Origin of the sequence: Pseudoalteromonas sp. P1-13-1a (assembly GCF_001401875.1) — a bacterium.
Classification (GTDB): Bacteria; Pseudomonadota; Gammaproteobacteria; order Enterobacterales; family Alteromonadaceae; genus Pseudoalteromonas.
This window is the reverse complement of the sequence record NZ_LKDV01000002.1, coordinates 222,854-248,373: the sequence shown is the minus strand read 5'-3', so window position 1 is coordinate 248,373 and position 25,520 is coordinate 222,854. Positions and strand designations below refer to the sequence as shown.

Genomic DNA, 25,520 nt, shown 5'->3' with positions numbered 1-25,520 from the left:
AAAAAGGCAGTGAATAACCACTGCCTTTATTTAGGAGGGAATTCTATGCATGCTTTACTTATATTAATATTCTGTTTGTTTTCTTTTTCGGCTAACGCCTTTCAAGTGAGGCCAATGGTAGCTGATCTTAGCTCTCAGGGTAGTCAATCACAGCAGACGCTTCGCATTATTAACCCGTCAGATAAACCGTTAACTATCGATGTTTCTGCATATAATATGAGTATAAGTGATACAGGAGTCGAGTCTTTAGAGGAAAATGAAGACGATTTTTTAATTATTCCTATGACAACAATCATCCCACCTGGAAATAGTCAATCGATTATCGTTAGATATATCGGGGAGCCTATTATTAAACATTCCAAGTCGTACAGAATTACCGTAGAACAAGTGTCGGTAGATCTAAATGATAATGCGCAGTCTGGGGTTGGTATGTCACTTAGTTTTAGAACCCTATTTAATGTTGTGCCTGAAAATGCTAAAGCTAACCTTATAGTTAAAGAAAAAAAACAATTAGCAGAAAATCAATGGAGTGTGTCGTTAGAGAATCGAGGGAATAAATACTTACGTCTTTCTAAAGGTCAATGGAATATTAAATCTAAAGGTAAAGTATTAACTTTAGAAGGTATGGAGCTAAGCAAAGCTCTTTCAGGGAAAATTCTACTACCCAATTCAAAAAGTAATATTGCAATATCGATACCTAAAGAATTTCAAGCTGATGATAGTCAGCTAGAGGTTGTATTCTAATGTCTAGTATTCAGTGGCTCAGTCGATGTTTAGTAATATTAATTTGGAGTATTACTATTTCGGTTGATGCACTTGAAGTAACACCTATGGTGGTTACACTATCCCCGCAGGAGCCTTCAAAAATACCATCTAGTCTGGTTTATAATCAATTACCCAGAGAAATTGCATTTGATATTGAAGTACACGAAATTGATTTTTCCACACCCAACCCATCTTTAAAAAAGCTGGAAGACTCCCCGTTATGGGTCTTTCCTCCCTCTTTATTTTTACAAGAGGGGCAAGGCCAGAAAATTCAATTTAGGTGGATTGCCGAGAGTTTTCCGAAATATGATAAAAGCTATCAAGTAAGTTTAGTTGAGCAGCCTTTGGCTTCTAATATCGATAGTGATACCTCGCAACTTAAAATATTAATGAATGTAAATTTAGTTGTTCACGTGCACATGGATGAGTATTTACCAAAATTAAAAATACTCACATCAACAATTGAAAGTGGGGAGCTTTTAACTCAAGTAAAAAATGAAGGAAGGGGCGCAACTCGTCTCAGGGATTACGAAGTTAAAGTGACTACTAATAAATCAGTTGTGACTACGTTTGAAAAGCAAGCTTTATTAGAAAATGGATACGATGTTTTTTTTGCGCCGTATGCTACACAAACCATAAAAATTAAGCTCCCAGAAAATATTGAAAGAGGCAAGGTGGAGCATTTAAGTTTAGATTTAGTGCAATGAAAATTACAGCTGCGTTTTTATTCGCTATGTTCTTTTTTCCACTTACTGTGTTTTCAAAAATTAATCCTTCTAACAGGACAATTGAGCTTAATGTGTCTGCTCAACTGAATAAAAGTCCAATCGGTCAGGTTTTACTTAAAGTCGATAAAGATGATGCACTTTTTTTAAAGTGGAATGAGTTAGAGCCTCATTTTCGCCAAGTATTACTTGAAGAAAAAGAGGAGGAACTGTTCAAGGTGTTAAAAGGTAGTTCATTAGCGGTAACTTCACTAAAAGAATTGGGTTTTAGTGTTGTATTTGATATGAGTGATTTTAGCTTGGATATTATTGTTCCAGTAGAGTTAACTCGTCCTCAAAAATTAAGTGCGCAAAAACGTAGAAAAAAATTAAAGGCTATTGAACCAGCAAAAGCCAGTGGGTTTGTCAACGCTTATGCAAGCTATGTTCATCAAGATGATCAAGAACAGCAGCAAATTCAAGAGCAATACGCGTTACGCTCCGAAATCGTGGCTAGTTGGCAAGGCTGGGTGGTAGAAAATGAGCTTGAATATAACAAAATATCTCAGCCTTCCTCTTCAATTTTTAAACGCCGGGGCACTCGGTTAATTCATGATTTACCAAACTTAGGTATGCGCCTTTCTATTGGAGATAACTTTAGTTCAGGTGGCTATTTTCAAAATTCCTCTCGTTTATTGGGCTTTTCACTCGCACATGACTTTTCTCTATTATCAGATAGGCCTATAAGACCGACTGCTTCACAAAGCTTTACCCTGCAAAGTCCTTCAAGTGTGGAGGTATATGTAGATGGCCGTATTATTCAGCGTCTTAATTTAGTTGCGGGCATTTATTCTTTAGATGATATACCTATAAGCGAAGGTAGTAATAATATTTCTCTAAAAATTACTGATATAGCAGGCGTTGTTCGCTATGTAAACTTTGATGTTGCAACTGGTTTAGATTTATTTGCTAAAGGACAGCTTGAATATGAAATTCACTTAGGTGTACCTGCGCAAGCTGGCGATAGGCTCAAATATGAGGAAAATGCCCCCTTCCTTAGTGCTTACCTAGATTATGGTCTCACTCCAAGTTGGACTGCAGGCTTTACAGTCCAAGGAGATAAATACGCTCAGCAAATAGGCACTAAACAAATTTATGCTGCTAAGGTGGGTCAGCTGGCTTTTGAGGGGGCACTTAGCTTCGCTAAACACCAAGGTTATGCCTATCGTACAGTTTATAGTAGCTATAATATGAGCAACCTAGGAAGTGAGTTTACGTTTGGTTATGAATACACTTCAAAATACTTTACAGCTTTGGGGTTTAGGACCCAGGAAGCGTTCAATAACCGTTACACAGAGCATTATGCGCAAGCGAGTTATAGCTACTATGTTAACAGTAGGACATTAGCATCTTTCTTTGCAAACATCTCTCGTGATCATGAGGGTGAACAATTTGATCAATCTATGGGTTTAAATATTTCAGGAGACTTAGCTAACAGTCAGTGGAGGTATACAGCTGGCGCGCAATGGGATGACTTAAGAGGTGAAAAGCAGTGGGGGCTCAGCTTGTCATTGACCTATAAATTCAATAATCAGCACAGGATTAAATTATCTCATCGCTCCAAACGTGACAAAACAAGACTAGAGTTTACTCAAGATAGTAACCAACGGTTTGTTGGTGCGTTGAACTTACGAGCAGGGCTCGAAAATAATGATTTAAATAAAACTATCTTTGATCTAAACATGCAATATAACGCAAATCGTTTTGCTGCTAACCTAGAGCATGCAAGTTTTTACAAAGATTTAAATGCCCGTTCTGCTTATCATCAAAGTCGTTTAAGTGTAGCATCGAGCGTCGCTTTTGCAGACGATACGTGGGCATTCGGAAAACCTATATACGATAGTTTTGCACTCGTTAACGCCCATAAAAGCTTAGAAAATAAAGTAATTACATTAGGCCGAGTTGAGGACGAGTATAGAGCCGATAACAGCGACTTTAAAACTATATTGCTCAATGACTTGAGCTCATATGACAGCATAAACATTCCTGTTGATATTGATGATTTAGCTCCTGGCTATGACATAGGCTCTGGCATGCTCAGTTTTTACCCGCAGTATAAAACTGGGCACAAAGCAATAATTGGCACTGCAGCAAATATTTCTGTTATTGCAACTCTTCGAAGCAAGGACGAGGTTCCCTTAGCTTTAATGGTTGGAAAGGCCACTTGTTCAAGTGATGCATCTGGTAAAGAATATACCTTTTTCACAAATAAGCGAGGCCGCTTTGCTATAACAGGTCTTGCTCCTTGCCGCTATGAAGTAACCTTGCAAAATAAAGACAATACTAAATTTTTTATAGACGTTCGTGATGCAGAACAACTTCAAAGAAAAGGGGTTATTTATGTTCATTAAAATTGTGTATTTAGCAATAAGTATATTTACACTATCTTTAGCTTGTAGAGTTAATGCTCAGTGTGATGCAAGTATTGGTGAAGTTGAATATTTGTTTGATGACTTGTCTTTTTACAACATAAGATCACGAGTCGATGCTGAGAAAGTAATTCGTATAAGTACAGTAAATACAGCGGGTTGTACCTTGTATTTTGGTATTTTTTCTCAAAATCAAGGCTACTTCAAAAGTAACTCTCAAGTTATCGATTATCAAATTCTATTAGAAAACCAGTTATTAAGCAGGACAATTAGTCATGTGAAATTAAGCAATAACGTAGTTGATATTAGCTTGGTAATACCTGCAGGGACCCCCGTGAAAGCGGGGAACTACAATGATAGGCTTCAGTTGATTCTCTATGACGAAAGTAAACAAATTATGGATGAGAAAGAGATTGAAATTGAAACGAACATCCAACCACGCACTAGTTTATCTTTATTAGGCTATAACACTTTTTCTAACACAGTTTATTTGGGGGAGTTAAAGCCTGCACAAACCTATTCAATGTTACCCAGTCTACAAATAGTAACCAACACTGATGTCCAACTTAATGTAGCTTCAGAAAATAAAAGTCGTTTAATACATGCTATTTATAGTACTAAATACGGTATTAACTATACATTGCAGTTAGGCGCAGAAGAAATTAACTTAGCAAAGCCTGCAAGTTTAAACTTCTCTTACTCTGGGCAGACGGAGTTTTTTATACCGCTTAGTATTCAGTTGGAGGACTTTACACGTCAAGCTGCTGGTGAGTATTCAGATGTAATACGCTTTCAAATAAGCCCGCTTAACTATTGACTTTGCTTAGGTTTTTTTGACACCAAAGTAATGCTTGTTGCTTATTTTTTACAGATATTTTTTGATAAATTTTATGTAAATGCACTCTTACAGTGGCTTCACTAATGAATAGACTATCTGCAATGGCGCTAGAGTGTAAACCAGAGAAAAGCAAATTTAATACTTTAATTTCCTTACAAGTGAGATTACTAGATTGCAAGGTGGTTTGTTGTTCAGAAGCTAACATTTGTCTCATCCAGCTGTCAGTGACATCACGTGGAAACCAAAGTTTGCCTTGCTCAATCGCTTCAAGTCCTTGCTGCAAAAGTGAGTCATCAGAATTCTCGTAAAAAAGCCCTTTTAAATTAGGCCATTCTTTTAAGGCTAATACGTCACTATTTTTGGGTACATCAAATATAACTAAGCTTGTGTAGCCGTTATCTTGCATAAACTGATTGATAAGTTCGTAGGTTGTTATTACGTTAAGTGCTTGGTAATTAACTAATAGAATGTTGTAGTTAGCTGCTACACAGAAAAGTGAAGTATAGTCTGGACTATTAAAGCACTTTATATTGCGTATTGGAGTATTTTTAATATCCATAATTTCTGTCCGTAGATGCATTATTAATACTATATTGCTATTTTTGGTTAATATCAATCATAGTGCATAGTCCGATAAGCTATACCTAGCGTAGATTGGTGTATTTTATGGAATAATGAAGGCTTTGTATGTGAACAGCAGAGGTAGCATAGTTAATATAAAAAATAGCAGCGACTACATTTTATAGAGGGAGTTTTTTCACGTAAGTTATCCAATAAAAAGCAAAAGTTATAATTAATTAGTACTTTTATGTTTACTAAATGAAAAGTTTTATACATTTCTTCACAAATATGTAATATAATGCCCTTCCAGAGGAAAGATGCTATTAAGCGTCTTTTTTTATGCCCAAAACTTATTGCCTTAGCCAATAAGTTCGCATAATTAAATTATACGGTATCCTTTGGAGAATATTTTGAAACTACGCAAACTCTCACAGTTAAGCCTAGCAATTGTTGCTGCACTCACTACCTCTGTAAATGCTGAAGAAGTTAAAACAACAGCAAAACAAGACGCGTTTGAAAAAATCGAAGTTACAGCTCGTAAACGTACAGAGAGCTTGTTTGAATCTCCAACCGCTATCACATCTATTGGTGCAAACTTAATTGATAAAGCCAATATGAGTAACCTAGAAGATATTGGTAAATACGTTCCAAACTTAAATATTACTCGCTACGGTGTAGGTAATGCGGCGCATGCCTCTGTGTTTATTCGAGGTATTGGTCTGCAAGATCACATAATTACAACCGATCCGGGTGTCGGTGTTTATTTAGATGGTGTTTACTTAGGCCGTCAAATGGGGTCAAACTTATCGTTACCAAATGTAGAGCGTGTTGAAGTTCTTCGTGGTCCACAAGGTACATTATATGGTCGTAATACATTAGGTGGCGCAGTAAATGTAATTACTAAGCAGCCCGGTGACGAAGGGATTGTTACAACCTCGGCTAAAATTGGTAGCCGCGGACGTATTGCGGGCGATGTTTACTTTAATAACTCGTTGACTGATGACGTGAGCATGTCTGCAAGTGCATCTTACAAAACACGCGACGGTGTGGGTGAAGCAGTTAATTTAGCTAACCCAGAAAAAGAAATTGGTGAAGAAGAAGAGTTTAGTGGTCGCGTAGCCCTTAAATGGCAGGCCACTAGTGATTTAGCGTTAACTTTTTCACTTGACGGTGTTGATAACGAATCAGGTCAATCACCTTACACTATTGAGTTAACTGAGCCGCTTGATGCAAACGATGTATTTAATGGTGACTTCCCACTATTAACACAGGATCTAATTCCTTCTGACCCAGATGATTTAGGCACTACAGTTGCTGGTATTGAATCTACCTCTTACTCAGGGTGGGGGACGTCATTTACCGCTGATTGGGCAATTGATGATACGTACACGGCTAAATTTATTTCAAGTTACCGTACTTCTGAATACGAAGGTGGACTTGATGATGATGCGTCACCACTTAATTTATCTGAGTTCCCAGAAGAGGGTGGTGCAGACCAATACTCGTTTGAAATTCAACTAAATGCTACCTATGACAATATGGACTTTGTATCAGGCCTTTATTTCTTTAATGAGGATGGCTTTACACGTTCAGGTCCATTTGTATTTAGCCCATTTAATACACCAAATAGTTTATTAAACGATGGTGTTACACCGTCATTTGGTGGTTATGGCGAATTTGAAATTAACCAAGAAACAAACTCATACGCTGTATACTTTAATACAAGTTATGATTTAACAGATGATTTAAGTATTGGCGGTGGACTTCGTTATTCAAAAGATGAGAAAGATGCCGATGCGATTTTCCCTACATTTGCTGAACGTAAATACGTAAGTGCAGAGTTTGACGCTGTAACGTGGGATGTAAACGCATCGTATCAAATCAGCAATAATATGAATGTATATGGTCAAATTCAAAAAGGATACCAAACCGGTGGCTTCCCTCCGCGTCCTTTTGGTGGCCCAGATCAGTTTGTATCGTTTGATGAAACCAAAGCGATTAACTACGAAATGGGCTTAAAAGGCCAAGTACACGAAAATGTGTCTATGATGTTGGCTGTATTTGTAACAGATTATACTGACCTTGCTTTACCATTTTCAGACCCTACTGCAGGCGGTGGTTTTGTAACGATTGTTGAAAATGCCGGTGAGTCTAAAGCGCAAGGTATTGAGCTTGAAACCACTGTTGCCATTACAGACGATTTTACAATTCGCAGCTCTGTCGGTTACTTAGATTCTGAAATTACAGAAGTAGATGCAGGCGTACAAGGTATTGGTAAAGGTGATTCGCCAGCATTAACGCCACGTTGGACTGTAATGGTAGCCCCTTCTTACTTTATGGATTTAGATAGCGGTGCAACCGTTGCATTTAATGCTAACTATTCTTACAGAAGCGAAATGCAAGGCCAGTCAGTTTACAATGAAAGTGAAACTATCGATTCACGTGAGTTAGTTGGTTTTAATATTTCTTACACTAACCCGTATGGCGATATGGAAGTAACCTTATACGGTGAAAACGTATTAAATGAGGTTTACGATGTAGGTCGTTTGCAGCAGTCAGGTTTTGTTGGTGTAATGCGCAGTAATGACCGTAGCGAGTTTGGTTTAAAATTCAAAAAAGACTTTGAACTTTAATAACCTACAATGAGTTAAACAAAAGGTAAGCTTAGGCTTACCTTTTTTTTCTTTTGCGCCAGTAAAAAGTCAAGCTTGGGGCCACATGCTGAACCTCTTTGTAACAAGCGTGTAGTGCTGTGCTATTGATATACCCTGTGTGGTGCGAAGTAACCACTAAGTAATATAAAGCACTATTAGCATCAGGTAACCTTGTTTTTAGGTAATAAAAAAGCCCTCAGTGAGGGCTTTAAACAATTTAGGTTTGATTAAAAACCGCTATCAAACTTATTTATTCGACTTATTGTATTCACGCGTTAGTCTTGCGTGCTCACTTAAATCTTTCAAGCCAAGCTTTTCGTAGCTTTTTTCCATCATCTCAAGGGCTGGATCTAAATAGCTGCTTTGCGAGTAATGCTCAACAACGTACTTACCACGATTAGCGGCCGCTAGGTAAGCTTCACGTTCGTAATAGTAGTTTGCTACTTTTAGCTCGTAGCGCGCCATGCGGTTTAATAGCCACACTAAGCGGCGTTTAGCCTCTGGTGCGTAATCACTTTTTGGAAAGCGTTTTACAAGCGTTGATAAATCGGTAAATGCAACACGGGTACGGTTGGCATCGCGGTCAGCTCTGTCTATGCCAAAATACTCTTGGAAGGCATTTTTATCAGCTTTAATATTAACCAAACCACGCATGTAGTACATGTAATCTAAATCTTTGTGATTTGGGTTTAAACGAATAAAGCGGTCGATAGTCGCTAATGCTTGTTCTGTATTACCTGATTGGTAATGGGCATACACTAAATCCATTTGTACTTGCTTTGAGAAAGGCCCAAATGGGTAGCGTGAATCAAGAGCGGTTAATAACTCAATTGCTCGGGCGTATAAACCAGAATCAAGCGTTTGTTTTGCATCTTCATACAAAGCGTGTGCAGATTTGTTAGGAACGCGTTGGATATCTTCTTGGTCAGGCGCAGAAGAACAGGCCCCTAAAGTAAGTACAGAAGCTGAAAAAACAATGGCGAATGCACGTTTCCCTATTTTATTTATCATTTTATTTGTTACCTTCGATGTCTTCGGCTAGGCCACGGCGGTAAAACCGAGTAAACTATGCGTATTATATTATGCTTTTATTAAAAGCGATTCTAACCCAGTCAGGCACAGCTTGCACTGGTAAATTGGGTAAAGTTACTAATGTCAGAACAAATTTCACTTCAAGCCGAGGTTCCTACCGAGTTAGGTGGTAAACGTCTAGACCAAGTATTAGCGCAATTGTTCCCTGATTATTCACGTTCACGTATAAAAACATGGATATTGGATGATAAAATCACCGTTGACGGTGAAATCTATAACACGCCGCGAGAAAAACTACTCGGAGGTGAAGTTGTAAATGTTGAAACCAGCATTGAAGCACCACGCGAATACGAAGCACAAGATATCAAATTAAACATTGTTTATGAAGATGACGATATTTTGGTTATCAACAAACCCATGGGCCTAGTCGTTCACCCTGGTGCAGGTAACCCAGATGGCACAGTGTTAAATGCATTGTTACATCATTTTCCGGATATTATTAACGTACCGCGTGCTGGTATTGTGCACCGTCTAGATAAAGACACCACAGGCTTAATGGTGGTGGCTAAAACTATTCAGGCGCAAACACATCTAGTTAAAGCACTGCAAAAACGTGAAAACTTTACGCGTGAATACGAAGCTCTATGTAATGGCACTATGACAGCAGGTGGCATGGTTGAAAAGCCGATTGGCCGCCATCCTACGCAGCGTACACACATGGCAGTTCACGAAATGGGTAAGCCTGCCATTACACATTATCGTGTTGCTGAAAAATTCCGTGCTCATACACGTTTACGCCTCCGCCTAGAAACCGGGCGTACACACCAAATTCGTGTTCATATGGCGTATATAAACCACCCGTTAATTGGTGATAGAGCCTACGGCGGCCGTCCTCGTCCACCTAAAGGTGCTACGCCAGAGCTATTTGAAATGTTACGTACATTTAATCGCCAAGCTTTACATGCAGTAAAATTAAGTATTGCGCACCCTATTACGGGAGAAATGATGACCTGGCAAGCGCCTATTCCAGATGACATGGTGGCAATGACTCAGGCGCTTAGAGAAGATACAAAAGCTAACCCTGACATAGAGTATTAATGACTTTTTTGTCAGCACCATGGCCTAATTTAACCTCGGTAGGTACGTGCAGTACCACCCGAGAAGGCGGCGTGTCAAAGCCGCCTTTTAACAGCTTAAATCTAGGCTTACATGTTGATGATACTCCAGAGCACGTGCTAAAAAACCGTGCTTTGGTAGAGCAATCCCTTCCAAAACCGGCACTTTGGCTTAATCAAGTGCACAGTGCTGATGTGCTCTGTGTTGATGCAGATTTTGACTTTCAAACATTACACACTGCTGATGCGTTGTATACCCAAGTTAAAAATCAGCCTCTTGCTATTATGAGTGCAGATTGCCTACCTATTTTGCTTGCAAGCCATGATGGCCGCGAAGTTGCAGCAGTGCATGGTGGTTGGCGTGGTCTCGAAAAAGGGATCATAAAAAATACGCTTGCCTGTTTTAGCGCGCCTAGTATGCAAATATATGCGTGGCTTGGGCCTGCTATTGGTGCTGAGCGATTTGAAGTTGGCGACGAGGTCGCTTCGCGGTTTATTGCAAAATCCCCGCTGTTTAAAGAGGCGTTTAAATTGCAAAGCAATAAAAAATATTTGTGCGACATTTACTTAATCGCTCGCATTGAACTTGAGCAATTAGGCGTTATAAATATTAGTGGAGGCGATTATTGTACTGTTTCTCAGCGGTCACTGTTTTTCTCTTATCGGCGAGAGGGCAAAACAGGGCGCATGGCAAGTTTGATCTGGCGCAAATAAACACTATTTCCCCACAATATTCATCTTAACACCTTGAACAATTCTATTAACATACCCATTTATTAAGCAATTAGTTTATTAAATAGGTAAACCCTCATGCGTCTAGATAGATTCACAAGTAAATTTCAATCTGCGCTTTCAGATGCTCAGTCGCTAGCATTAGGGCGCGATCATCAATTTATTGAACCTGTACATTTAATGTATGCGCTTTTACAGCAAAATGGCTCTAGTGTGCGTGCTTTGCTTGCTCAAGCAGGCGTGAGTGCGGATGAGCTCAACACCAAGCTTTCTCAAGAAATAGAAAAGCTGTTTAAAGTTGAAGGAGTAGGGGGCGACGTACAGCTTTCTAATAACATGGCTTCGCTTATTAACTTATGTGATAAGTACGCGCAAAAGCGCAAAGATAAGTATATTTCGAGCGAATTATTTGTATTAGCGGCCTGTGACGACAAAGGCCCTTTAGGTGATATTTTTAGAGCGCTTAATATTACCGCAACTAAAATAGAAAGCGCCATAAAAGCAATTCGCGGTGGCCAAAAGGTCGATGACCCTAACGCCGAAGAAACCCGACAAGCACTTGAAAAATACACCATTGATTTAACCGAGCGCGCAGAGCAAGGTAAGCTCGACCCCGTTATTGGGCGCGATGACGAAATTCGCCGCACTATTCAAGTTTTGCAGCGCCGTACCAAAAATAACCCCGTGCTTATTGGTGAGCCTGGAGTAGGTAAAACCGCCATTGCAGAGGGGTTAGCCCAGCGCATTATAAATGGGGAAGTGCCAGAGGGCCTAAAAAGTAAGCGTGTTTTATCGTTAGATTTAGGCGCGCTGGTGGCGGGTGCTAAATACCGCGGTGAATTTGAAGAGCGTTTAAAATCGGTGCTCAACGAACTGGCCAAAGAAGAAGGCCAAGTGATTTTGTTTATTGATGAAATTCATACCATGGTGGGCGCCGGTAAAACCGACGGCGCTATGGACGCTGGCAACATGTTAAAGCCAGCGCTGGCTCGAGGCGAGCTACACTGTGTGGGCGCCACTACGCTTGATGAGTACCGTCAATACATAGAAAAAGATGCTGCACTTGAGCGTCGTTTTCAAAAAGTATTGGTTGAAGAGCCCTCAGTTGAAGATACGATTGCCATTTTACGCGGCTTAAAAGAGCGCTATGAGTTACATCATTCGGTGGATATTACCGACCCGGCCATTGTTGCTGCTGCGCATTTATCGCATCGCTATATTAGCGACCGACAGTTACCCGACAAAGCCATTGATTTAATTGATGAGGCTGGCTCGTCAATTCGTCTGCAAATAGATTCAAAGCCTGAGTCTTTAGATAAGCTTGAGCGCCGTATTATTCAATTAAAACTTGAAGATAACGCTTTAGCCAAAGAAAAAGACGATGCAAGCCAAAAGCGGCGCAGCGAAATGCAGCAGCTTATTACCGATTTAGAAGCGCAATATCGAGAGCTTGATGAAGTATGGAATGCAGAAAAAGCTTCGTTACAAGGCACGCAAGTAATTAAAGCTGAGCTTGAACAAGCGCGCCTTGATTTAGAGGTTGCCCGCCGAGCAAGCGATTTACAGCGCATGTCGGAGCTGCAATACGGAAGAATACCAGAGCTTGAGCGAAAACTTGATTTAGCCTCGCAAGCTGAAATGCAAGAAATGAGCTTACTAAAAAACCAAGTAGGCGAAGACGAAATTGCAGAAATACTCTCTCGTTGGACTGGGATCCCAGTATCGCGCATGTTGCAAGGTGAGCGAGAAAAGCTGTTAAAAATGGAAGAGCAACTACACAGCAAAGTGATAGGGCAGGATGAGGCAGTTGTTGCAGTAGCAAATGCGATACGCCGCTCTCGTGCAGGGCTGGCCGATCCTAATCGGCCCATAGGTTCGTTTTTATTCTTAGGGCCAACTGGGGTGGGTAAAACAGAGCTTACTAAAGCGCTTGCAGGTTTTATGTTTGATACAGAAGATGCCATGGTGCGTATCGATATGTCTGAGTTTATGGAAAAACACGCTGTAGCACGTTTAGTGGGCGCACCTCCCGGTTATGTTGGTTACGAAGAAGGCGGCTATTTAACCGAAGCCGTTCGCCGTAAGCCTTACTCTGTCATTTTGCTTGACGAAATAGAAAAAGCGCATCCCGATGTATTTAATATTTTATTGCAAGTACTCGATGATGGCCGCCTTACTGATGGGCAAGGACGCACGGTTGATTTTAAAAATACGGTTATTATTATGACCTCAAATTTAGGCTCAGACATTATTCAAGAGCAAGCGGGCACAAACGACTACGCAAAGCTTAAGAGCAAGGTTATGAATGTGCTCGTTAACGAATTTAGGCCAGAATTTATAAACCGTATTGATGAAACCGTCGTATTTCATCCGCTTGCCAATGAGCATATTAAAGAAATTGCCGATATTCAGCTTGTTAAATTGCGTGAGCGTTTAACAGAAATGGGCTACTTATTAGAGATCAGTGATGCGGCGCTTGAAAAAATTGCCTCCAGCGGGTTCGACCCTGTTTACGGTGCTCGGCCATTAAAACGAGCTATTCAGCAAACAATCGAAAACCCACTGGCGCAGCAACTATTAGGGGGCGATTATAACCCTGGCGATATTGTTGTGATAGATGCAAACGAGCAAGGCCTGATTTTTTCAAAACGCTAATATAGGCGCACAATAAGCCGCCAAGCAGGCGGCTTATTGCTTTATACTTTAAATGTATAAAGCAAGTTGTTTACTTTTTGTGAGCCGGCAACTAATTCTGCGGCATCTTTAGCAACGTCAAAGCTCAGCGCTAAGTTGTCGTTACTCACCTCTTTTATATTATCTACATTTTTAGCAATATCATGGCTCACCATCTGCTGCTGCCCTGCAGCCGTTGATATACTGTTTGTAAGTAATGCTATTTCACTAATTTGATTGAATATACTATCGAGTTCTTGGTGTGTTTGCTCGGTTGTTTGAACGCAGCCCTCTGCTTGAAGTTTTGTATTTTGCATTACCTTAGACCAATTAACTAACGTATCTTGTATATCCTTAATTGAGCTGTGAATTTGCCCTGTAGCACTTTGCGTACGAGACGACAGTGCACGTACTTCATCGGCTACCACGGCGAAACCACGGCCATGCTCTGCAGCTCTTGCGGCTTCTATTGCTGCATTAAGTGCTAATAAATTGGTTTGCTCAGCAATGCCTTCAATCTCATTCATTACTTGGCCTATTTTATCCGCTTCTTGCGCGAGGTTATTTGCGGTATTAGCGGCGTGATCTACATGAGTAGCCAGCTCAGAGACCATTTTTTTGTTATCAACAATATGTTGTTTTATATCTGCGCAACTATGTTGAGTAGAGTTAACTTTATCGGCTGTATTTGTTGTACTAGTTGAAATATCACCAATCGTAGCGGTCATTTGCGCTATAGCGGTAGCGATTTGTTCAAGTTGTGTACTTTGTGCCTCAATCCCCTTTTCGGTGAGCGTCGATTTATCATCGAGGTTTTCAGCAATGTTATTAAAGGCATAGGTGGCATCTTTTACGCGCCCCAATACGGTTCTGAGCTTAGCAAGTAACATTTGCTCTTTATAGTCACTCACACTTAGCGGCGAGTTATCGCAAAAAACATAGCGCGAGATAGAGTCAGAATGCTGTTTATAGGCGTTTAATTTAGCAGGGGTTGCCACAAGCTCTTGATAATTTAAGGCTAAAATAAACACGCAAATTAATACGTTGATAACTGCTGCCAAAATCGAAAAAGCAAACCCACTCATAATTACCCAACTAAATACAACAGCCAATGTAAGCATCTGGCGCAAGCTTGTGTGCTCTTTAAAATTAAAAGTGGCTTTACCGTTATTTAATTTCTCGTATAGTTTATGGGCTGTTAAAACATGTTTTTTATCTGGCTTTGTACGTACAGATTGATATCCAACTAATTGACTACCTTCAAAAATAGGTGTTACAAAAGCATCAACCCAGTAATACCGGCCATCCTTACAACGATTTTTGACTATCCCTCGCCATGAATGGCCACTTTTTAACGTACTCCACATTTCTTTAAATGCTGCTTTGGGCATATCAGGGTGGCGTACAATATTATGATTTTTACCAGTGAGTTCCTGCTCACTAAAGCCTGCTACATCGCAAAATGCTTTATTTGAATAGGTAATAACTCCCCGTAAGTCGGTAGTAGAGACTAATTGTTGAGAATCACTAAAGTGGACTTCTTCATTTATTAAGCTTTGATTATGACGCATGTTAGTTTTAATCATCCTTTTTAATTAACTTGTTATTGTATTGGGTAAACTTAATGAGGTGAAGTAAAGGCAACGCACTGAATAATAATGTTACTAAAATTGCGACTTTTTATGATCTATATCAAATTTTGCGCTTAAAATATTAAGGCTTGTGAAGTCTAATCTAGTAATTAACGGTCTTTAGGCTTTAGTAAAGCGATTGTATAATAGTGTTAGCAGTGGCAAGATTAGCTAGCTGGTTGATGCTAATTGTATCGAGCGCATGCTCAATAGGGTAAATAGTTAACAATTTTGAAAAATTATATTGTTCTTAACAATTTAGTCTTGAGTATGGGCAATTAGCCCCCATAACCGTAAGATTAAGCCACGTGGCCGAGGAAGCATTTTTTGACTATACATGATTTATCTAGCGCGCTTAACGCGTTATCTACCACACCGCATCAGCAGGCAATTAAAGGGATCAAACGTGGCATTGAGCGAGAGTCGCTACGCATTAAAGGTAATGGTGCCATTTCCACTTTAGGGCATCCTAAAGGTGTAGGTAGTGCATTAACAAACGGGCACATTACTACTGACTTTTCAGAGTCATTACTTGAGTTTATTACCCCTGTTAGTGAATCTGCGACAGAAACTTTAGCACAATTAAAAGACCTTCAAAAATTTACACTTGAACACATGGGCGATGAGCTTTTATGGCCTATCAGTATGCCATGCTTTATTGAAGATCAAGATGATATTGTACTGGCTCAATTTGGTAGCTCAAATACCGCACGCATGAAAACGTTATACCGTGAAGGCTTAAAAAACCGTTACGGCAGTATGATGCAAGCAATTGCAGGTGTGCATTTTAATATTTCTTTCCCAGAGTCTTTTTGGCAGTCTTTACATACCCTAAAGCAAAGTGAGCAAAGCCTAGATGCATTTATTTCGGATGGTTATCTGGCGCTTATCCGTAATTTTAAGCGTGAGCTTTGGTTAATTAGCTACTTGTTTGGTGCCTCACCAGCCTTATGTAACTCTTTTTTACAAGGGCGAAAAACTGACTTACCATTTAAAAAACTAGGTAAAGGTACACTTTATTTAGAGGTAGGCACGGCACTTCGCTTGGGAGATTTAGGCTATACTAATAGTGCACAATCTTCATTACGCGTCATGTATAACTCGCTAGATGAGTACGTTGCTGGGCTTAAAGAGGCAATCAATACGCCTTCTGATTTATACGGTGATATTGATGATTACACCACGGCCGCGCCTAAGCAACTTAACAAAAACATTCTTCAAATCGAAAACGAATTTTACTCGCCAATTCGCCCCAAACGTAATGCTAAAAGTGGTGAAAAACCAACGGATGCTTTATTAAGAGCCGGCATTGAATATGTTGAAATTAGAGCACTTGATGTAAATCCGTTTAGTGAAACCGGTATTGATATAGATCAAATACACTTTTTAGATGTCTTTTTGACGTACTGTTTATTAAAAGATTCGCCAGAAATGTTGTGGAAAGAGCAAGCCCGCAGCACAGAGAACTTAGATACAGTGGTTAATCAAGGACGTCAGTTAGGTGTTATGCTTAATGACAATAATCAACAGCGTACCTTGCAAAGTTGGGGGAAAGAGATTTTTGATCAATTAAGTGAAGTAGCTAAGTATATGGATAAGGCGTATGGGGTGACCTATTACAGCGAAACCATAACAAAAATGGCTACCTGGGTTGATAACCCAATGCTGACTTTTTCAGGGCGTTATGTATCTGAACTGGAAAGTGCAGGTATAGATAATGGTGTGTTTGCTATTCAATTAGCTAATAAATATAAGCAAAGTCATGCAGAATCTAACTACAACGTATTTTCTAAGCAATGGCTTGAGCAACAAGTTGTTTCTTCAAATAAAGCGCGTGAAGAAATAGAGCGCGCCGATACGCTAAGCTTTACTGACTTTTTAGATGAATATTTTAATGCTAAAGCTGTTGTTTAAGCTTTTTTAAGCAAAAAAAACGCAGCCCAAGTGGGCTGCGTAAATATTCTTCAGGGATGAAACAATGCTATACTGCTGCATTCATATACTCAGACCCACACTTTTTTAAAAAGTTCAGTGAGATCGTATAAAAATGAAAAAAAATGCAATTATTTTATCTTTTGCCCTCTCTTTAGCAGGGTGTGCCACTGCGCCACCAAAGCAACCTAATGATCTTTGTAAAATTTTTGAAGAAAAGCCGGACTGGTACTTTGATGCAAAAGACGCACAAGAAAAGTGGGGTTCGCCTAAACATGTCCTTATGAGTATGATGTACCAAGAAAGCTCGTTTCGTCATGATGCTGCCCCTCCCATGGAATATTTTTTGTGGATTATCCCTACAGGGCGTGCCAGTGATGCTTACGGGTACTCACAAGCAAAAACCCCAACATGGTCTGATTATATTCGTGAAACGGGTAATAGCGGTGCTGATAGGGATGACTTTGATGATGCAATCGACTTTATGGCGTGGTTTGTTTATAAAACACATAAAGTAAATAAAATCTCTAAATGGGATGCTTATGCCCAATACTTAAATTATCACGAAGGGTGGGGCGGTTATAAACGCGGTACTTATAAAAAGAAAAAGTGGCTGATGAGTGTTGCCAATAAAGTTAAGCATCGGGCAAGTCGTTATGGTGCGCAGCTTAAACGGTGTGAAGACGAGCTAGATAAAGGTTGGTTTGAGCGACTGCTTTTTGGCTAACTACTTACCTTAAAAGCAAAAAAGGAGCCAAGGCTCCTTTTTTAACGCGCTATTTAAACTTATAACTTACGTTGATTAGGCTTAATTTTTACCTGTTTAATCATATTCTCTTTTACCTCTAACACTTCCACAGGGTAGCCGGCTATTTTAAGGCTTAAATTAGCATCTGGAATGTCTTCTAAGTATTCTACAATTAAACCGCTGAGTGTTTTAGGGCCATCAAGAGGAAATTCCCAGCCCATTTCTTTGTTAAGGTCGCGCACGTTAGCCCCGCCATCAACAAGGTAAGAGCCATCACTTTGTGTGGTTACCTCTTCACTGGGCGTACGTGTTTGTGTGGTCGTGAAATCGCCAACCACTTCTTCAAGAATATCTTCAAGGGTTACGAGACCTTGTATGTCGCCATATTCATCAACCACTATACCAATGCGCTCTTTCGATTGTTGGAACTTTAATAGCTGGGTATTTAGAGATGTTCCCTCGGGGATAAAGTAAATCTCACGGACCGCACGTAATAATGACGGTTTATCAAACTGCTCTTTGGTCAAAAGACGAAGAGCATCGCGCGAATGAATAAAACCGACGGCGTCATCGATATTATCGCGATAAAGTAATACACGGGTGTGCTGCGCATGAGTCAATTGACGGCTGATGATCTTCCAATCGTCGTTAATATCAATCGCTACTATTTCGTTACGCGGGATCATAATATCTTCAACGGTCACTTGTTCTAAGTCTAAAATAGACGTCAGCATGCTTTGGTGGCGAGCTGGAATCAATGCCCCCGATTCATTCAACACCGATTTTAGCTCTTCTTTGCTCATGCTATGTTCGTCAATTTGTTCAGCGCTAATGCCAAATAAACGTAACATTCCATTGGTCATCCAGTTAACAACAACCACAAAAGGGAATAGAATTTTAAGTAACCCTTTTAATACCACTGAGCTTGGAAAAGCGACTCTTTCAGGGTAGAGGGCAGCAAGGGTTTTAGGGGTCACTTCGGCAAAAATAAGCACAACGAGTGTAAGTACACCTGTGGCAATAGCGATACCTAAATCACCGTATAAACGAATACCTATAATAGTGGCAACTTGAGCTGCAGCAATATTTACAAGGTTATTACCTATGAGGATCAAGCCAATGAGTCTATCAGGGCGACTCAGAAGTTTGTTGACGCGTTTGGCAGCGCGATGGTTTTCTTTAGCAAGGTGGCGCAGACGAATTCTGTTAATTGACATTATGCCCGTTTCAGAACCAGAAAAGTATGCAGAACATAAAATTAAAATACCGAGTATTACAAATAAAACACTCGTAGATATGCTGTCCAAAGAAGGATCCTTTTTTTATAAACCAATGCGTATTAAGCTAGAGTGAGCTGACAGAGTCAAGTTAAAACTTATTTAACACTACTTCTTGTACAAAACGGCTGCCAAAATAAGCAAGTGTGAGGATAAATGCGGCGACCATGATGGTAATAACCACAGGTTTACCTCGCCAGCCTTTTTTAATGTGACCAAGCGCAACAGTGATAAAAATAACCCATGCAACAAGTGATAAGACTGTTTTATGGATAAATTCTTTGGCGAACATGCCATCTAAAAATACAAATCCTGTCAGCAGTGCGAAGGTAAGGATAACCGTGCCTAAATTTAATAGTTGATAGAGCTGACGTTCCACCACCATTAAGGGCGGCAAATGGCTGTGCACAATTGCTAAATCTTTGCGCTTTAAACGTTTATCAATAAAGTAAAACTGCACGCCATATAAAGTGGCAATAATCAAAACGCAGTACGCTAATAATGACAGCGATATGTGTGCAATAAGCCCTATTTCAATACTTAAGCTTTGTAATAAAATGTGATGCGGAATAAACAAACTCGCAATGGTGAGTAAGGCTGCAAACCCATAAACCACCGGCAATAACAACGTAGCAGGGAACTTTAGCGAGACCGCAGTAACCGACACCACAATAACCCAACAGGTTAGCAGCGCTACATTCACAATACTCAAATCTTGCCCATCGGAGCGAAACACCGAATTAACCAACAACAGCATGTGCGCGAGTATTGCAACGGTACTTAAAATAACCGTTACCTTTTGGCTAGGGCCTTGTTGATGAAACAGGCGTGTTAACACATGAGACGTTGCTAACACATAAAATAAACTGGCAATAATAGTTAAACTAATAATTAGCATTATGCTTGGGCCACTTATAATTAGAGTCAAATAATTCTTGTTGTTATATACACATTGTATTTTATAGCAAAGCAATTGCATAGACCTAAAAAAAGAAACTCAATAAGCTATGCTTCAATACTGTATTGTGCGCCCTCATTTACGGTATACTGTTTTTAATTGAAATTTAATACTATTGCGCCCATCTAATAAGTAAAATGCGAATAAGCATGAGCTTATTGGGTCAATATAAACGTCTTATCGGAACCGTTACATGTTTGAGAACCTCCAAGAACGATTAGGTAAAACCTTAAAAAATATTAGTGGCCGCGGCCGTTTAACAGAAGACAACATAAAAGATACGCTGCGTGAAGTACGTATGGCGTTTTTAGAAGCTGACGTTGCGTTGCCTGTTGTTCGCGAGTTTGTAAAGCAAGTCAAAGAACGTGCCGTAGGTGTTGAAGTAACTAAAAGCTTAAGCCCTGGCCAAGTATTTATAAAAATAGTACGCGAAGAGCTTGAAAAAGCGATGGGTGAGGCTAACGAAGAGCTTAGCCTAAATGCGCAGCCGCCAGCTGTTGTTATGATGGCGGGTCTTCAAGGTGCGGGTAAAACAACCAGTGTCGGTAAACTTGCTAAATTTTTAAAAGAGCGTAAGAAAAAGTCAGTACTAGTTGTGAGTGCTGATGTTTACCGCCCAGCGGCTATTAAGCAGCTTGAAACACTTGCCAGCGAAGTTGATGTAGATTTTTTCCCAAGTGATATTTCGCAAAAACCAGTCGATATAGCCAGCGCAGCTATTTCACATGCTAAAAAGAAATTTATAGACGTTGTTTTAGTTGATACCGCCGGCCGTTTGCACGTAGATAACGAAATGATGGGCGAAATTAAAGACCTTCATAAAGCAATCAACCCAATAGAAACATTATTTGTGGTGGATGCAATGACGGGTCAAGATGCGGCGAATACCGCTAAAGCATTCGACGAAGCGCTCCCTCTAACCGGTGTTATTTTAACTAAAACAGATGGTGATGCACGTGGTGGTGCTGCTTTATCTATTCGTCATATTACCGGCAAGCCCATTAAATTTATGGGTGTGGGCGAGCGTACAGATGCATTAGAGCCGTTCCATCCAGATCGTATCGCATCGCGTATTTTAGGCATGGGTGATGTACTTTCATTAATCGAAGAAGTCGAAATGAAAGTCGATAAAGAAAAAGCGGCTAAGGTCGCTGAAAAAGTATTTAAAGGCAATGGCTTTACCCTTGATGATTTTGCAGAGCAATTAAAGCAAATGAAAAATATGGGTGGCATGATGTCGATGCTAGATAAGCTGCCTGGTATGCAAAACTTACCCGATGCTGTAAAAGGCCAAATGGGTGACAAAACCTTCATTCAAATGGAAGCCATCATCAGCTCTATGACCAAACAAGAGCGTGCCCGCCCTGAGATTATTAAAGGCTCTCGTAAAAAGCGTATAGCCGCAGGCTCTGGTACACAGGTACAAGAGATAAATAAACTGCTAAAGCAGTTTACGCAAATGCAAAAAATGATGAAAAAAATGAAAGGTAAAGGCGGCATGCAAAAAATGATGCGCGGCATGAAAGGCATGTTACCACCTGGAATGATGGGTGGCGGTGGCCCTAAATTTTAATGAAGCGCTATTAATACTCGCTATATAATGTATAACAAAAGGGCCAATAGGCCCTTTTTTGTTGAATAAATTATGCGCGTAGTGCATGCTAATCTATTAATTGTAGCTCAGATCATAGTTTAACCTACTAAAGTGGCTTTTTGCTTCACTTCTTACTTGCATTGTTGCTAAAAACTCGTACAATTCCCCAGCTCCCCATACTGGGGAGTAAATCTTATTAATGAAAACAGTCAATCTATTTAGAGGACGGTATGGTAACTATTCGTTTGCAACGTGGTGGCGCTAAAAAACGCCCTTTCTATCAAATTGTGGTTGCGGATAGCCGTTTCTCGCGTGACGGTCGCTTCATCGAGAAAGTTGGTTTCTTTAACCCAATTGCTTCAGGTCAAGAAGAAAAACTTCGTTTAGATTTACCTCGTGTTGATCACTGGGTAGGTCAGGGCGCAGGTCTTTCTGATCGTGTAGCTAAGTTAGTTAAAGACGCTCGTAAAGCGGCTTAATAGGCGTAAGTGTAACCATGAGTCAAGAGAACACCTCATCAATTATTGTCGTAGGAAAGCTCGGTGCCCCATATGGTATAAAGGGCTGGCTTAAGGTACATTCATTTACTGATGATCCCCAAGGGATCTTCGATTTCAGCCCGTGGTTGATAGGGCAACAAGGTAAATGGCAGACCTTAGAAGTGGTCGACTGGCGTCGCCACAACAAAGGCTTTATCGCTAAGATTGCGCAAGTAAACGACAGAGACGAAGCAATGGCTTATACCCATGCAGAAATATCTGTTGATTCAGCGCAATTACCAGAACTCCCGCAAGGTGAGTTTTATTGGCGAGATCTCATCGGAATGACGGTTGTAACTGATAAAGGTTATAACTTGGGCATTGTTGATGACCTGATGGAGACAGGATCAAATGACGTCTTGGTTGTGAAAGCAAACAAGAAAGATGCATTTGGTCAAGCTGAGCGTTTGATTCCTTTTTTAACTGATTCAGTGATTAAAGACATTAAACACGAAGCGAGAGAAATTACCGTAGACTGGGACCCTGGGTTTTAATGACTCAAACTAGTTCATTGTGGGTAGGGGTGATAAGCCTTTTCCCTGACATGTTTGATGCAATTACACACCAAGGTGTAACCGGTCGCGCAGTGAAAAATGGCTTAATTGACTTTAACTGCTGGAATCCTCGTGACTATGCTTTAGATAAGCACAGAACCGTAGATGATCGTCCTTACGGGGGCGGCCCAGGTATGTTAATGATGGTTGAACCACTAAAACAAGCCATTCTTGACGCTAAAAAAGCGGCAGGTGATGGCGCAAAAGTAATTTATATGTCCCCACAAGGGCGCAAATTGGATCAGCAAGGGGCAAGCGAGCTCGCAAACTCTGAAAAGCTGATTTTAATTGCCGGTCGCTATGAAGGTATAGACGAGAGAATAATAGAGTCATACGTTGACGAAGAATGGTCAATTGGTGATTTTATTTTGAGTGGTGGTGAACTACCTGCCATGACATTAATTGACGCAGTAGCGCGATTAGTGCCTGGTGTGCTAGGGCATAACCAATCAGCAGAGCAAGACTCATTTTCGGATGGCTTGTTAGATTGCCCTCACTATACACGGCCAGAAACATTGGACGACAAACAGGTGCCCGCTGTATTACTCAGTGGAAACCACCAAGAGATAGCAAAGTGGCGGCTTAAGCAGTCATTAGGTAGAACTTGGCTACGACGTCCTGACTTGTTGCATAACCTAGCTCTGACTGAGGAGCAAGCGGTATTACTCGCACAATTTCAGCAAGAGTACCAAAAAGCTTGTGGCTAGAAGACAGTTACACCTAGGAAAGTGAGAAACATAATGGCAAAAGTAAACCAAAATATTATTAAAGCGCTTGAAGAAGAGCAGCTTAAAACAGACGTACCAGCATTCGGCGCTGGTGATACAGTAGTTGTACAGGTACGTGTAAAAGAAGGTAACAAAGAGCGTCTACAGGCCTTTGAAGGTGTTGTAATCGCTAAGCGTAATCGTGGTCTTCACTCAGCATTCACAGTTCGTAAAATTTCGAGCGGTGAAGGTGTTGAGCGTGTATTCCAAACGCACAGCCCTCTTATTGATAGCGTAACAGTTAAGCGTCGCGGTGCGGTTCGTCGTGCTAAGCTTTACTACCTACGTGAGCGTTCTGGTAAATCTGCACGTATTAGAGAAAAACTTAACTAATACGCGCTGTTTATCAACGCAAAGAAAACGGGTTGCAATCTTAGGATTGCAACCCGTTTTGGTTTCAAGTATTAAATAACATACTATTTCTTCACAAAAGCATCCCTCTGTATTAATACAAATTCGCATCGATACTTAATCATTTTGTGGGGCTCAACGTATCGCTTCCTACGTTAAAAAATTCTGACTTAGAACAACTAAATAGCGATTTTTTATCTAGTTATGAACACGTTTTTCCAGCCTCAAAATTAATCACTTAATTAAACGAATTGGTATGGGGAAATTTCACCCGCATTACTATATTAGCCTTTTCACTCATACTTGATCCTGTTAGTATTTAACGTATTGATTAGTTTACTTAAATGTAAACTTTAATTTACGAAATGAGTTGTTTATAGGTGGAATGAGAAACGTGGCTGAATTAAGTGATTTATCACAATTACGAGATGGCATAGATGAATGCGATGCGCAATTAGTTGCTTTACTTGCAAAGCGAAATGCAATTACCCAAAAAATTGGGGCTATTAAGCAGCAAAATGGTGCTCCCCTGCATGCCCCTGAAAGAGAAGCTGCTTTGTTAGCTGCTCGTCGTGATGAAGCGATTAAGCAAGGAGTCAGCCCTGAACTAGTTGAAGACATATTAAGGCGCATGATGCGCGAAGCCTATCAAAACCAACAAGCTAAACTTGCTTGCGCAGCTCCTAATTTATCACCTATTGTGATTGTCGGTGGGCAAGGGGCTATGGGCCAGTTATTTGCTCAGCAGTTTATTCGTTCAGGTTATGAAGTTAAAATTTTAGATAAAGATCAGCAAAGCGAGGCTAAAGCCATTATAGCTGGCGCAAAGTTAGTGATGATCAGTGTGCCTATTAACGCACTTGAGACCGTGGTGGCTAAGCTACCTAAACTTGATGATGATTGTTTGCTTGTTGATATTACCTCTGTTAAGCAATCACCCATTAAGGCACTAAAGGCAGCACACTCTGGGCCCGTTGTTGGCTTACACCCTATGTTTGGCCCTGATATTTCTCACTGGGTTAAACAAACCGTTGTTGTGTGTGAAGGCCGCGCGCATGATGCGGCAAAAGGCTTACTACAGCAGTTGCAAGTATGGGGTTGCCAACTAGTTGAGCTAGATGCTAAAAAGCATGATGAAGCAATGCAAATAATACAAGTAATGCGCCACTTAACGACGTTTGTTTATGGGCAATTTTTAGCAAAGCAAAGCCATACGCTTGAGGAGCTAAGAAGTTGCTCATCTCCTATTTACCAGTTAGAGCTGATGATGGTAGGGCGCTTATTTGCGCAATCTCCTGAGCTATACTCAGATATAATGTTGGCCCAGTTTGATAATGTTGAGAGTTTATTAGCGCAGTATCAAGAGACCTTTGCACAAACTCTTGAAAAGTTAAAAGCGGGAGATAAAGGGGCACTCATCGATGCATTTGCTGATGCTAAAGCGTATTTTTCAGACTCTACTGCGCACTTTTTAACACAAAGCCGTAGTCTGCTAAATAAAGCAAATGACGCCAAGGTATTAGATTAATACCAATTCGCATTAATACTTAATCATTTTCAGGGGCTAAACGTGTCGCTATCTACGTTAAAAAATTCTCATTTACGACTGCATGGATGCAGAAGGTAGAGCAATGCAGGAGCAATTGCCGGGCACACCTAAATAGCG

The 25,520-nt window shown here is 40.4% G+C and carries 21 protein-coding genes; 16 read left to right on the top strand and 5 right to left on the bottom strand.

Annotated features, from left to right (window positions below):
* Positions 1-45 precede the first annotated feature (45 nt).
* Genes AN391_RS03200 through AN391_RS03185 form a run of 4 tightly spaced genes read left to right on the top strand, consistent with a single transcriptional unit; the run spans position 46 to position 4,715 of the window.
* Positions 46-744, top strand: coding sequence for a molecular chaperone (locus tag AN391_RS03200; RefSeq protein ID WP_055014050.1), 699 nt, complete (start codon positions 46-48; stop codon positions 742-744).
* Entirely contained in the window at positions 744-1,472 is a 729-nt protein-coding gene (locus AN391_RS03195; RefSeq protein ID WP_235575937.1) for a hypothetical protein, read from the top strand. The genes AN391_RS03200 and AN391_RS03195 overlap by 1 nt, the downstream gene beginning before the upstream one ends.
* A complete protein-coding gene (locus tag AN391_RS03190; RefSeq protein ID WP_055014049.1) occupies positions 1,469-3,880 on the top strand; it encodes a fimbria/pilus outer membrane usher protein in 2,412 nt (803 codons plus the stop codon). Before AN391_RS03195 ends, AN391_RS03190 begins: the two co-directional genes overlap by 4 nt.
* The gene (locus AN391_RS03185; RefSeq protein ID WP_055014048.1) at positions 3,870-4,715 is read left to right on the top strand and encodes a hypothetical protein; all 846 of its coding nucleotides are present in this window, start codon (positions 3,870-3,872) and stop codon (positions 4,713-4,715) included. The genes AN391_RS03190 and AN391_RS03185 overlap by 11 nt, the downstream gene beginning before the upstream one ends.
* On the opposite strand, the gene AN391_RS03180 is transcribed toward AN391_RS03185, so the two are convergent.
* On the bottom strand, positions 4,705-5,295 hold the full coding sequence (locus tag AN391_RS03180; RefSeq protein WP_055014047.1) for a LuxR C-terminal-related transcriptional regulator: 591 nt from the start codon (positions 5,293-5,295) through the stop codon (positions 4,705-4,707). The two genes, AN391_RS03185 and AN391_RS03180, sit on opposite strands and share 11 nt — an antisense overlap.
* Before the next feature lie 412 nt (positions 5,296-5,707).
* Between AN391_RS03180 and AN391_RS03175 the strand changes: the two genes are divergently transcribed.
* Positions 5,708-7,930, top strand: coding sequence for a TonB-dependent receptor (locus AN391_RS03175; protein ID WP_055014046.1), 2,223 nt, complete (start codon positions 5,708-5,710; stop codon positions 7,928-7,930).
* 267 nt (positions 7,931-8,197) lie between these two features.
* Here AN391_RS03175 and AN391_RS03170 read toward each other — a convergent pair whose 3' ends face one another.
* Entirely contained in the window at positions 8,198-8,962 is a 765-nt protein-coding gene (locus AN391_RS03170; RefSeq protein ID WP_055014045.1) for an outer membrane protein assembly factor BamD, read from the bottom strand.
* Positions 8,963-9,103: 141 nt separating this feature from the next.
* On the opposite strand from AN391_RS03170, the gene rluD reads away from it, so the two are divergent.
* The 3 genes from rluD (at position 9,104) to clpB (ending at position 13,485) form a co-directional block, all read left to right on the top strand.
* Complete coding sequence (rluD, locus tag AN391_RS03165; protein WP_055014044.1) at positions 9,104-10,081, top strand: 23S rRNA pseudouridine(1911/1915/1917) synthase RluD; 978 nt, start codon at positions 9,104-9,106, stop codon at positions 10,079-10,081.
* Complete coding sequence (gene pgeF / locus AN391_RS03160) at positions 10,081-10,812, top strand: peptidoglycan editing factor PgeF (RefSeq protein WP_055014043.1); 732 nt, start codon at positions 10,081-10,083, stop codon at positions 10,810-10,812. Before rluD ends, pgeF begins: the two co-directional genes overlap by 1 nt.
* Before the next feature lie 96 nt (positions 10,813-10,908).
* Positions 10,909-13,485: an ATP-dependent chaperone ClpB gene (clpB, locus tag AN391_RS03155; protein WP_055014042.1), complete on the top strand. Its 2,577-nt coding sequence runs from the start codon at positions 10,909-10,911 to the stop codon at positions 13,483-13,485.
* A gap of 41 nt (positions 13,486-13,526) precedes the next feature.
* Here the strand turns inward: clpB and AN391_RS03150 are convergent, their stop codons facing one another.
* Positions 13,527-15,074 (bottom strand): methyl-accepting chemotaxis protein, encoded by a 1,548-nt coding sequence (locus tag AN391_RS03150; protein WP_055014041.1) that lies wholly within the window; start codon positions 15,072-15,074, stop codon positions 13,527-13,529.
* A gap of 387 nt (positions 15,075-15,461) precedes the next feature.
* Here AN391_RS03150 and gshA point away from each other — a divergent pair, with 387 nt between their 5' ends.
* A complete protein-coding gene (gshA, locus tag AN391_RS03145; protein ID WP_055014040.1) occupies positions 15,462-17,048 on the top strand; it encodes a glutamate--cysteine ligase in 1,587 nt (528 codons plus the stop codon).
* Between the two features lie 133 nt (positions 17,049-17,181).
* Complete coding sequence (locus AN391_RS03140; RefSeq protein ID WP_055014039.1) at positions 17,182-17,793, top strand: transglycosylase SLT domain-containing protein; 612 nt, start codon at positions 17,182-17,184, stop codon at positions 17,791-17,793.
* Between the two features lie 59 nt (positions 17,794-17,852).
* On the opposite strand, the gene AN391_RS03135 is transcribed toward AN391_RS03140, so the two are convergent.
* Together AN391_RS03135 and AN391_RS03130 are read right to left on the bottom strand one after the other, a co-directional pair.
* On the bottom strand, positions 17,853-19,121 hold the full coding sequence (locus AN391_RS03135) for an HlyC/CorC family transporter (protein WP_152967882.1): 1,269 nt from the start codon (positions 19,119-19,121) through the stop codon (positions 17,853-17,855).
* Between the two features lie 61 nt (positions 19,122-19,182).
* Positions 19,183-19,989 (bottom strand): inner membrane protein YpjD, encoded by an 807-nt coding sequence (locus tag AN391_RS03130; RefSeq protein ID WP_055014038.1) that lies wholly within the window; start codon positions 19,987-19,989, stop codon positions 19,183-19,185.
* Positions 19,990-20,242: 253 nt separating this feature from the next.
* Between AN391_RS03130 and ffh the strand changes: the two genes are divergently transcribed.
* The 6 genes from ffh to tyrA all read left to right on the top strand — a co-directional run bounded on the left by ffh (position 20,243) and on the right by tyrA (position 25,382).
* A complete protein-coding gene (gene ffh / locus AN391_RS03125) occupies positions 20,243-21,622 on the top strand; it encodes a signal recognition particle protein (RefSeq protein ID WP_055014037.1) in 1,380 nt (459 codons plus the stop codon).
* Between the two features lie 251 nt (positions 21,623-21,873).
* Positions 21,874-22,122, top strand: a complete 249-nt coding sequence (gene rpsP, locus AN391_RS03120; RefSeq protein ID WP_055014036.1) for a 30S ribosomal protein S16 — start codon at positions 21,874-21,876, stop codon at positions 22,120-22,122.
* Positions 22,123-22,139: 17 nt separating this feature from the next.
* A complete protein-coding gene (gene rimM / locus AN391_RS03115; RefSeq protein WP_055014035.1) occupies positions 22,140-22,676 on the top strand; it encodes a ribosome maturation factor RimM in 537 nt (178 codons plus the stop codon).
* Positions 22,676-23,443, top strand: coding sequence for a tRNA (guanosine(37)-N1)-methyltransferase TrmD (trmD, locus tag AN391_RS03110; RefSeq protein ID WP_004587325.1), 768 nt, complete (start codon positions 22,676-22,678; stop codon positions 23,441-23,443). The genes rimM and trmD overlap by 1 nt, the downstream gene beginning before the upstream one ends.
* A gap of 33 nt (positions 23,444-23,476) precedes the next feature.
* Positions 23,477-23,836 (top strand): 50S ribosomal protein L19, encoded by a 360-nt coding sequence (rplS, locus tag AN391_RS03105; RefSeq protein WP_004587324.1) that lies wholly within the window; start codon positions 23,477-23,479, stop codon positions 23,834-23,836.
* Between the two features lie 412 nt (positions 23,837-24,248).
* Positions 24,249-25,382 carry a bifunctional chorismate mutase/prephenate dehydrogenase gene (tyrA, locus tag AN391_RS03100; RefSeq protein WP_055014129.1) on the top strand — a complete coding sequence of 378 codons (1,134 nt, stop codon included), beginning with the start codon at positions 24,249-24,251 and terminating at the stop codon, positions 25,380-25,382.
* Positions 25,383-25,520 lie beyond the last annotated feature (138 nt).

Coding starts and splice junctions, on each gene's coding strand:
- AN391_RS03200 (WP_055014050.1), top strand. CDS start 46: ATGCATGCTTTACTTATATTAATATTCTGTTTGTTTTCTTTTTCGGCT.
- AN391_RS03195 (WP_235575937.1), top strand. CDS start 744: ATGTCTAGTATTCAGTGGCTCAGTCGATGTTTAGTAATATTAATTTGG.
- AN391_RS03190 (WP_055014049.1), top strand. CDS start 1,469: ATGAAAATTACAGCTGCGTTTTTATTCGCTATGTTCTTTTTTCCACTT.
- AN391_RS03185 (WP_055014048.1), top strand. CDS start 3,870: ATGTTCATTAAAATTGTGTATTTAGCAATAAGTATATTTACACTATCT.
- AN391_RS03180 (WP_055014047.1), bottom strand. CDS start 5,295: ATGGATATTAAAAATACTCCAATACGCAATATAAAGTGCTTTAATAGT.
- AN391_RS03170 (WP_055014045.1), bottom strand. CDS start 8,962: ATGATAAATAAAATAGGGAAACGTGCATTCGCCATTGTTTTTTCAGCT.
- rluD (WP_055014044.1), top strand. CDS start 9,104: ATGTCAGAACAAATTTCACTTCAAGCCGAGGTTCCTACCGAGTTAGGT.
- pgeF (WP_055014043.1), top strand. CDS start 10,081: ATGACTTTTTTGTCAGCACCATGGCCTAATTTAACCTCGGTAGGTACG.
- clpB (WP_055014042.1), top strand. CDS start 10,909: ATGCGTCTAGATAGATTCACAAGTAAATTTCAATCTGCGCTTTCAGAT.
- AN391_RS03150 (WP_055014041.1), bottom strand. CDS start 15,074: ATGCGTCATAATCAAAGCTTAATAAATGAAGAAGTCCACTTTAGTGAT.
- AN391_RS03140 (WP_055014039.1), top strand. CDS start 17,182: ATGAAAAAAAATGCAATTATTTTATCTTTTGCCCTCTCTTTAGCAGGG.
- AN391_RS03130 (WP_055014038.1), bottom strand. CDS start 19,989: ATGCTAATTATTAGTTTAACTATTATTGCCAGTTTATTTTATGTGTTA.
- ffh (WP_055014037.1), top strand. CDS start 20,243: ATGTTTGAGAACCTCCAAGAACGATTAGGTAAAACCTTAAAAAATATT.
- rpsP (WP_055014036.1), top strand. CDS start 21,874: ATGGTAACTATTCGTTTGCAACGTGGTGGCGCTAAAAAACGCCCTTTC.
- rimM (WP_055014035.1), top strand. CDS start 22,140: ATGAGTCAAGAGAACACCTCATCAATTATTGTCGTAGGAAAGCTCGGT.
- trmD (WP_004587325.1), top strand. CDS start 22,676: ATGACTCAAACTAGTTCATTGTGGGTAGGGGTGATAAGCCTTTTCCCT.
- rplS (WP_004587324.1), top strand. CDS start 23,477: ATGGCAAAAGTAAACCAAAATATTATTAAAGCGCTTGAAGAAGAGCAG.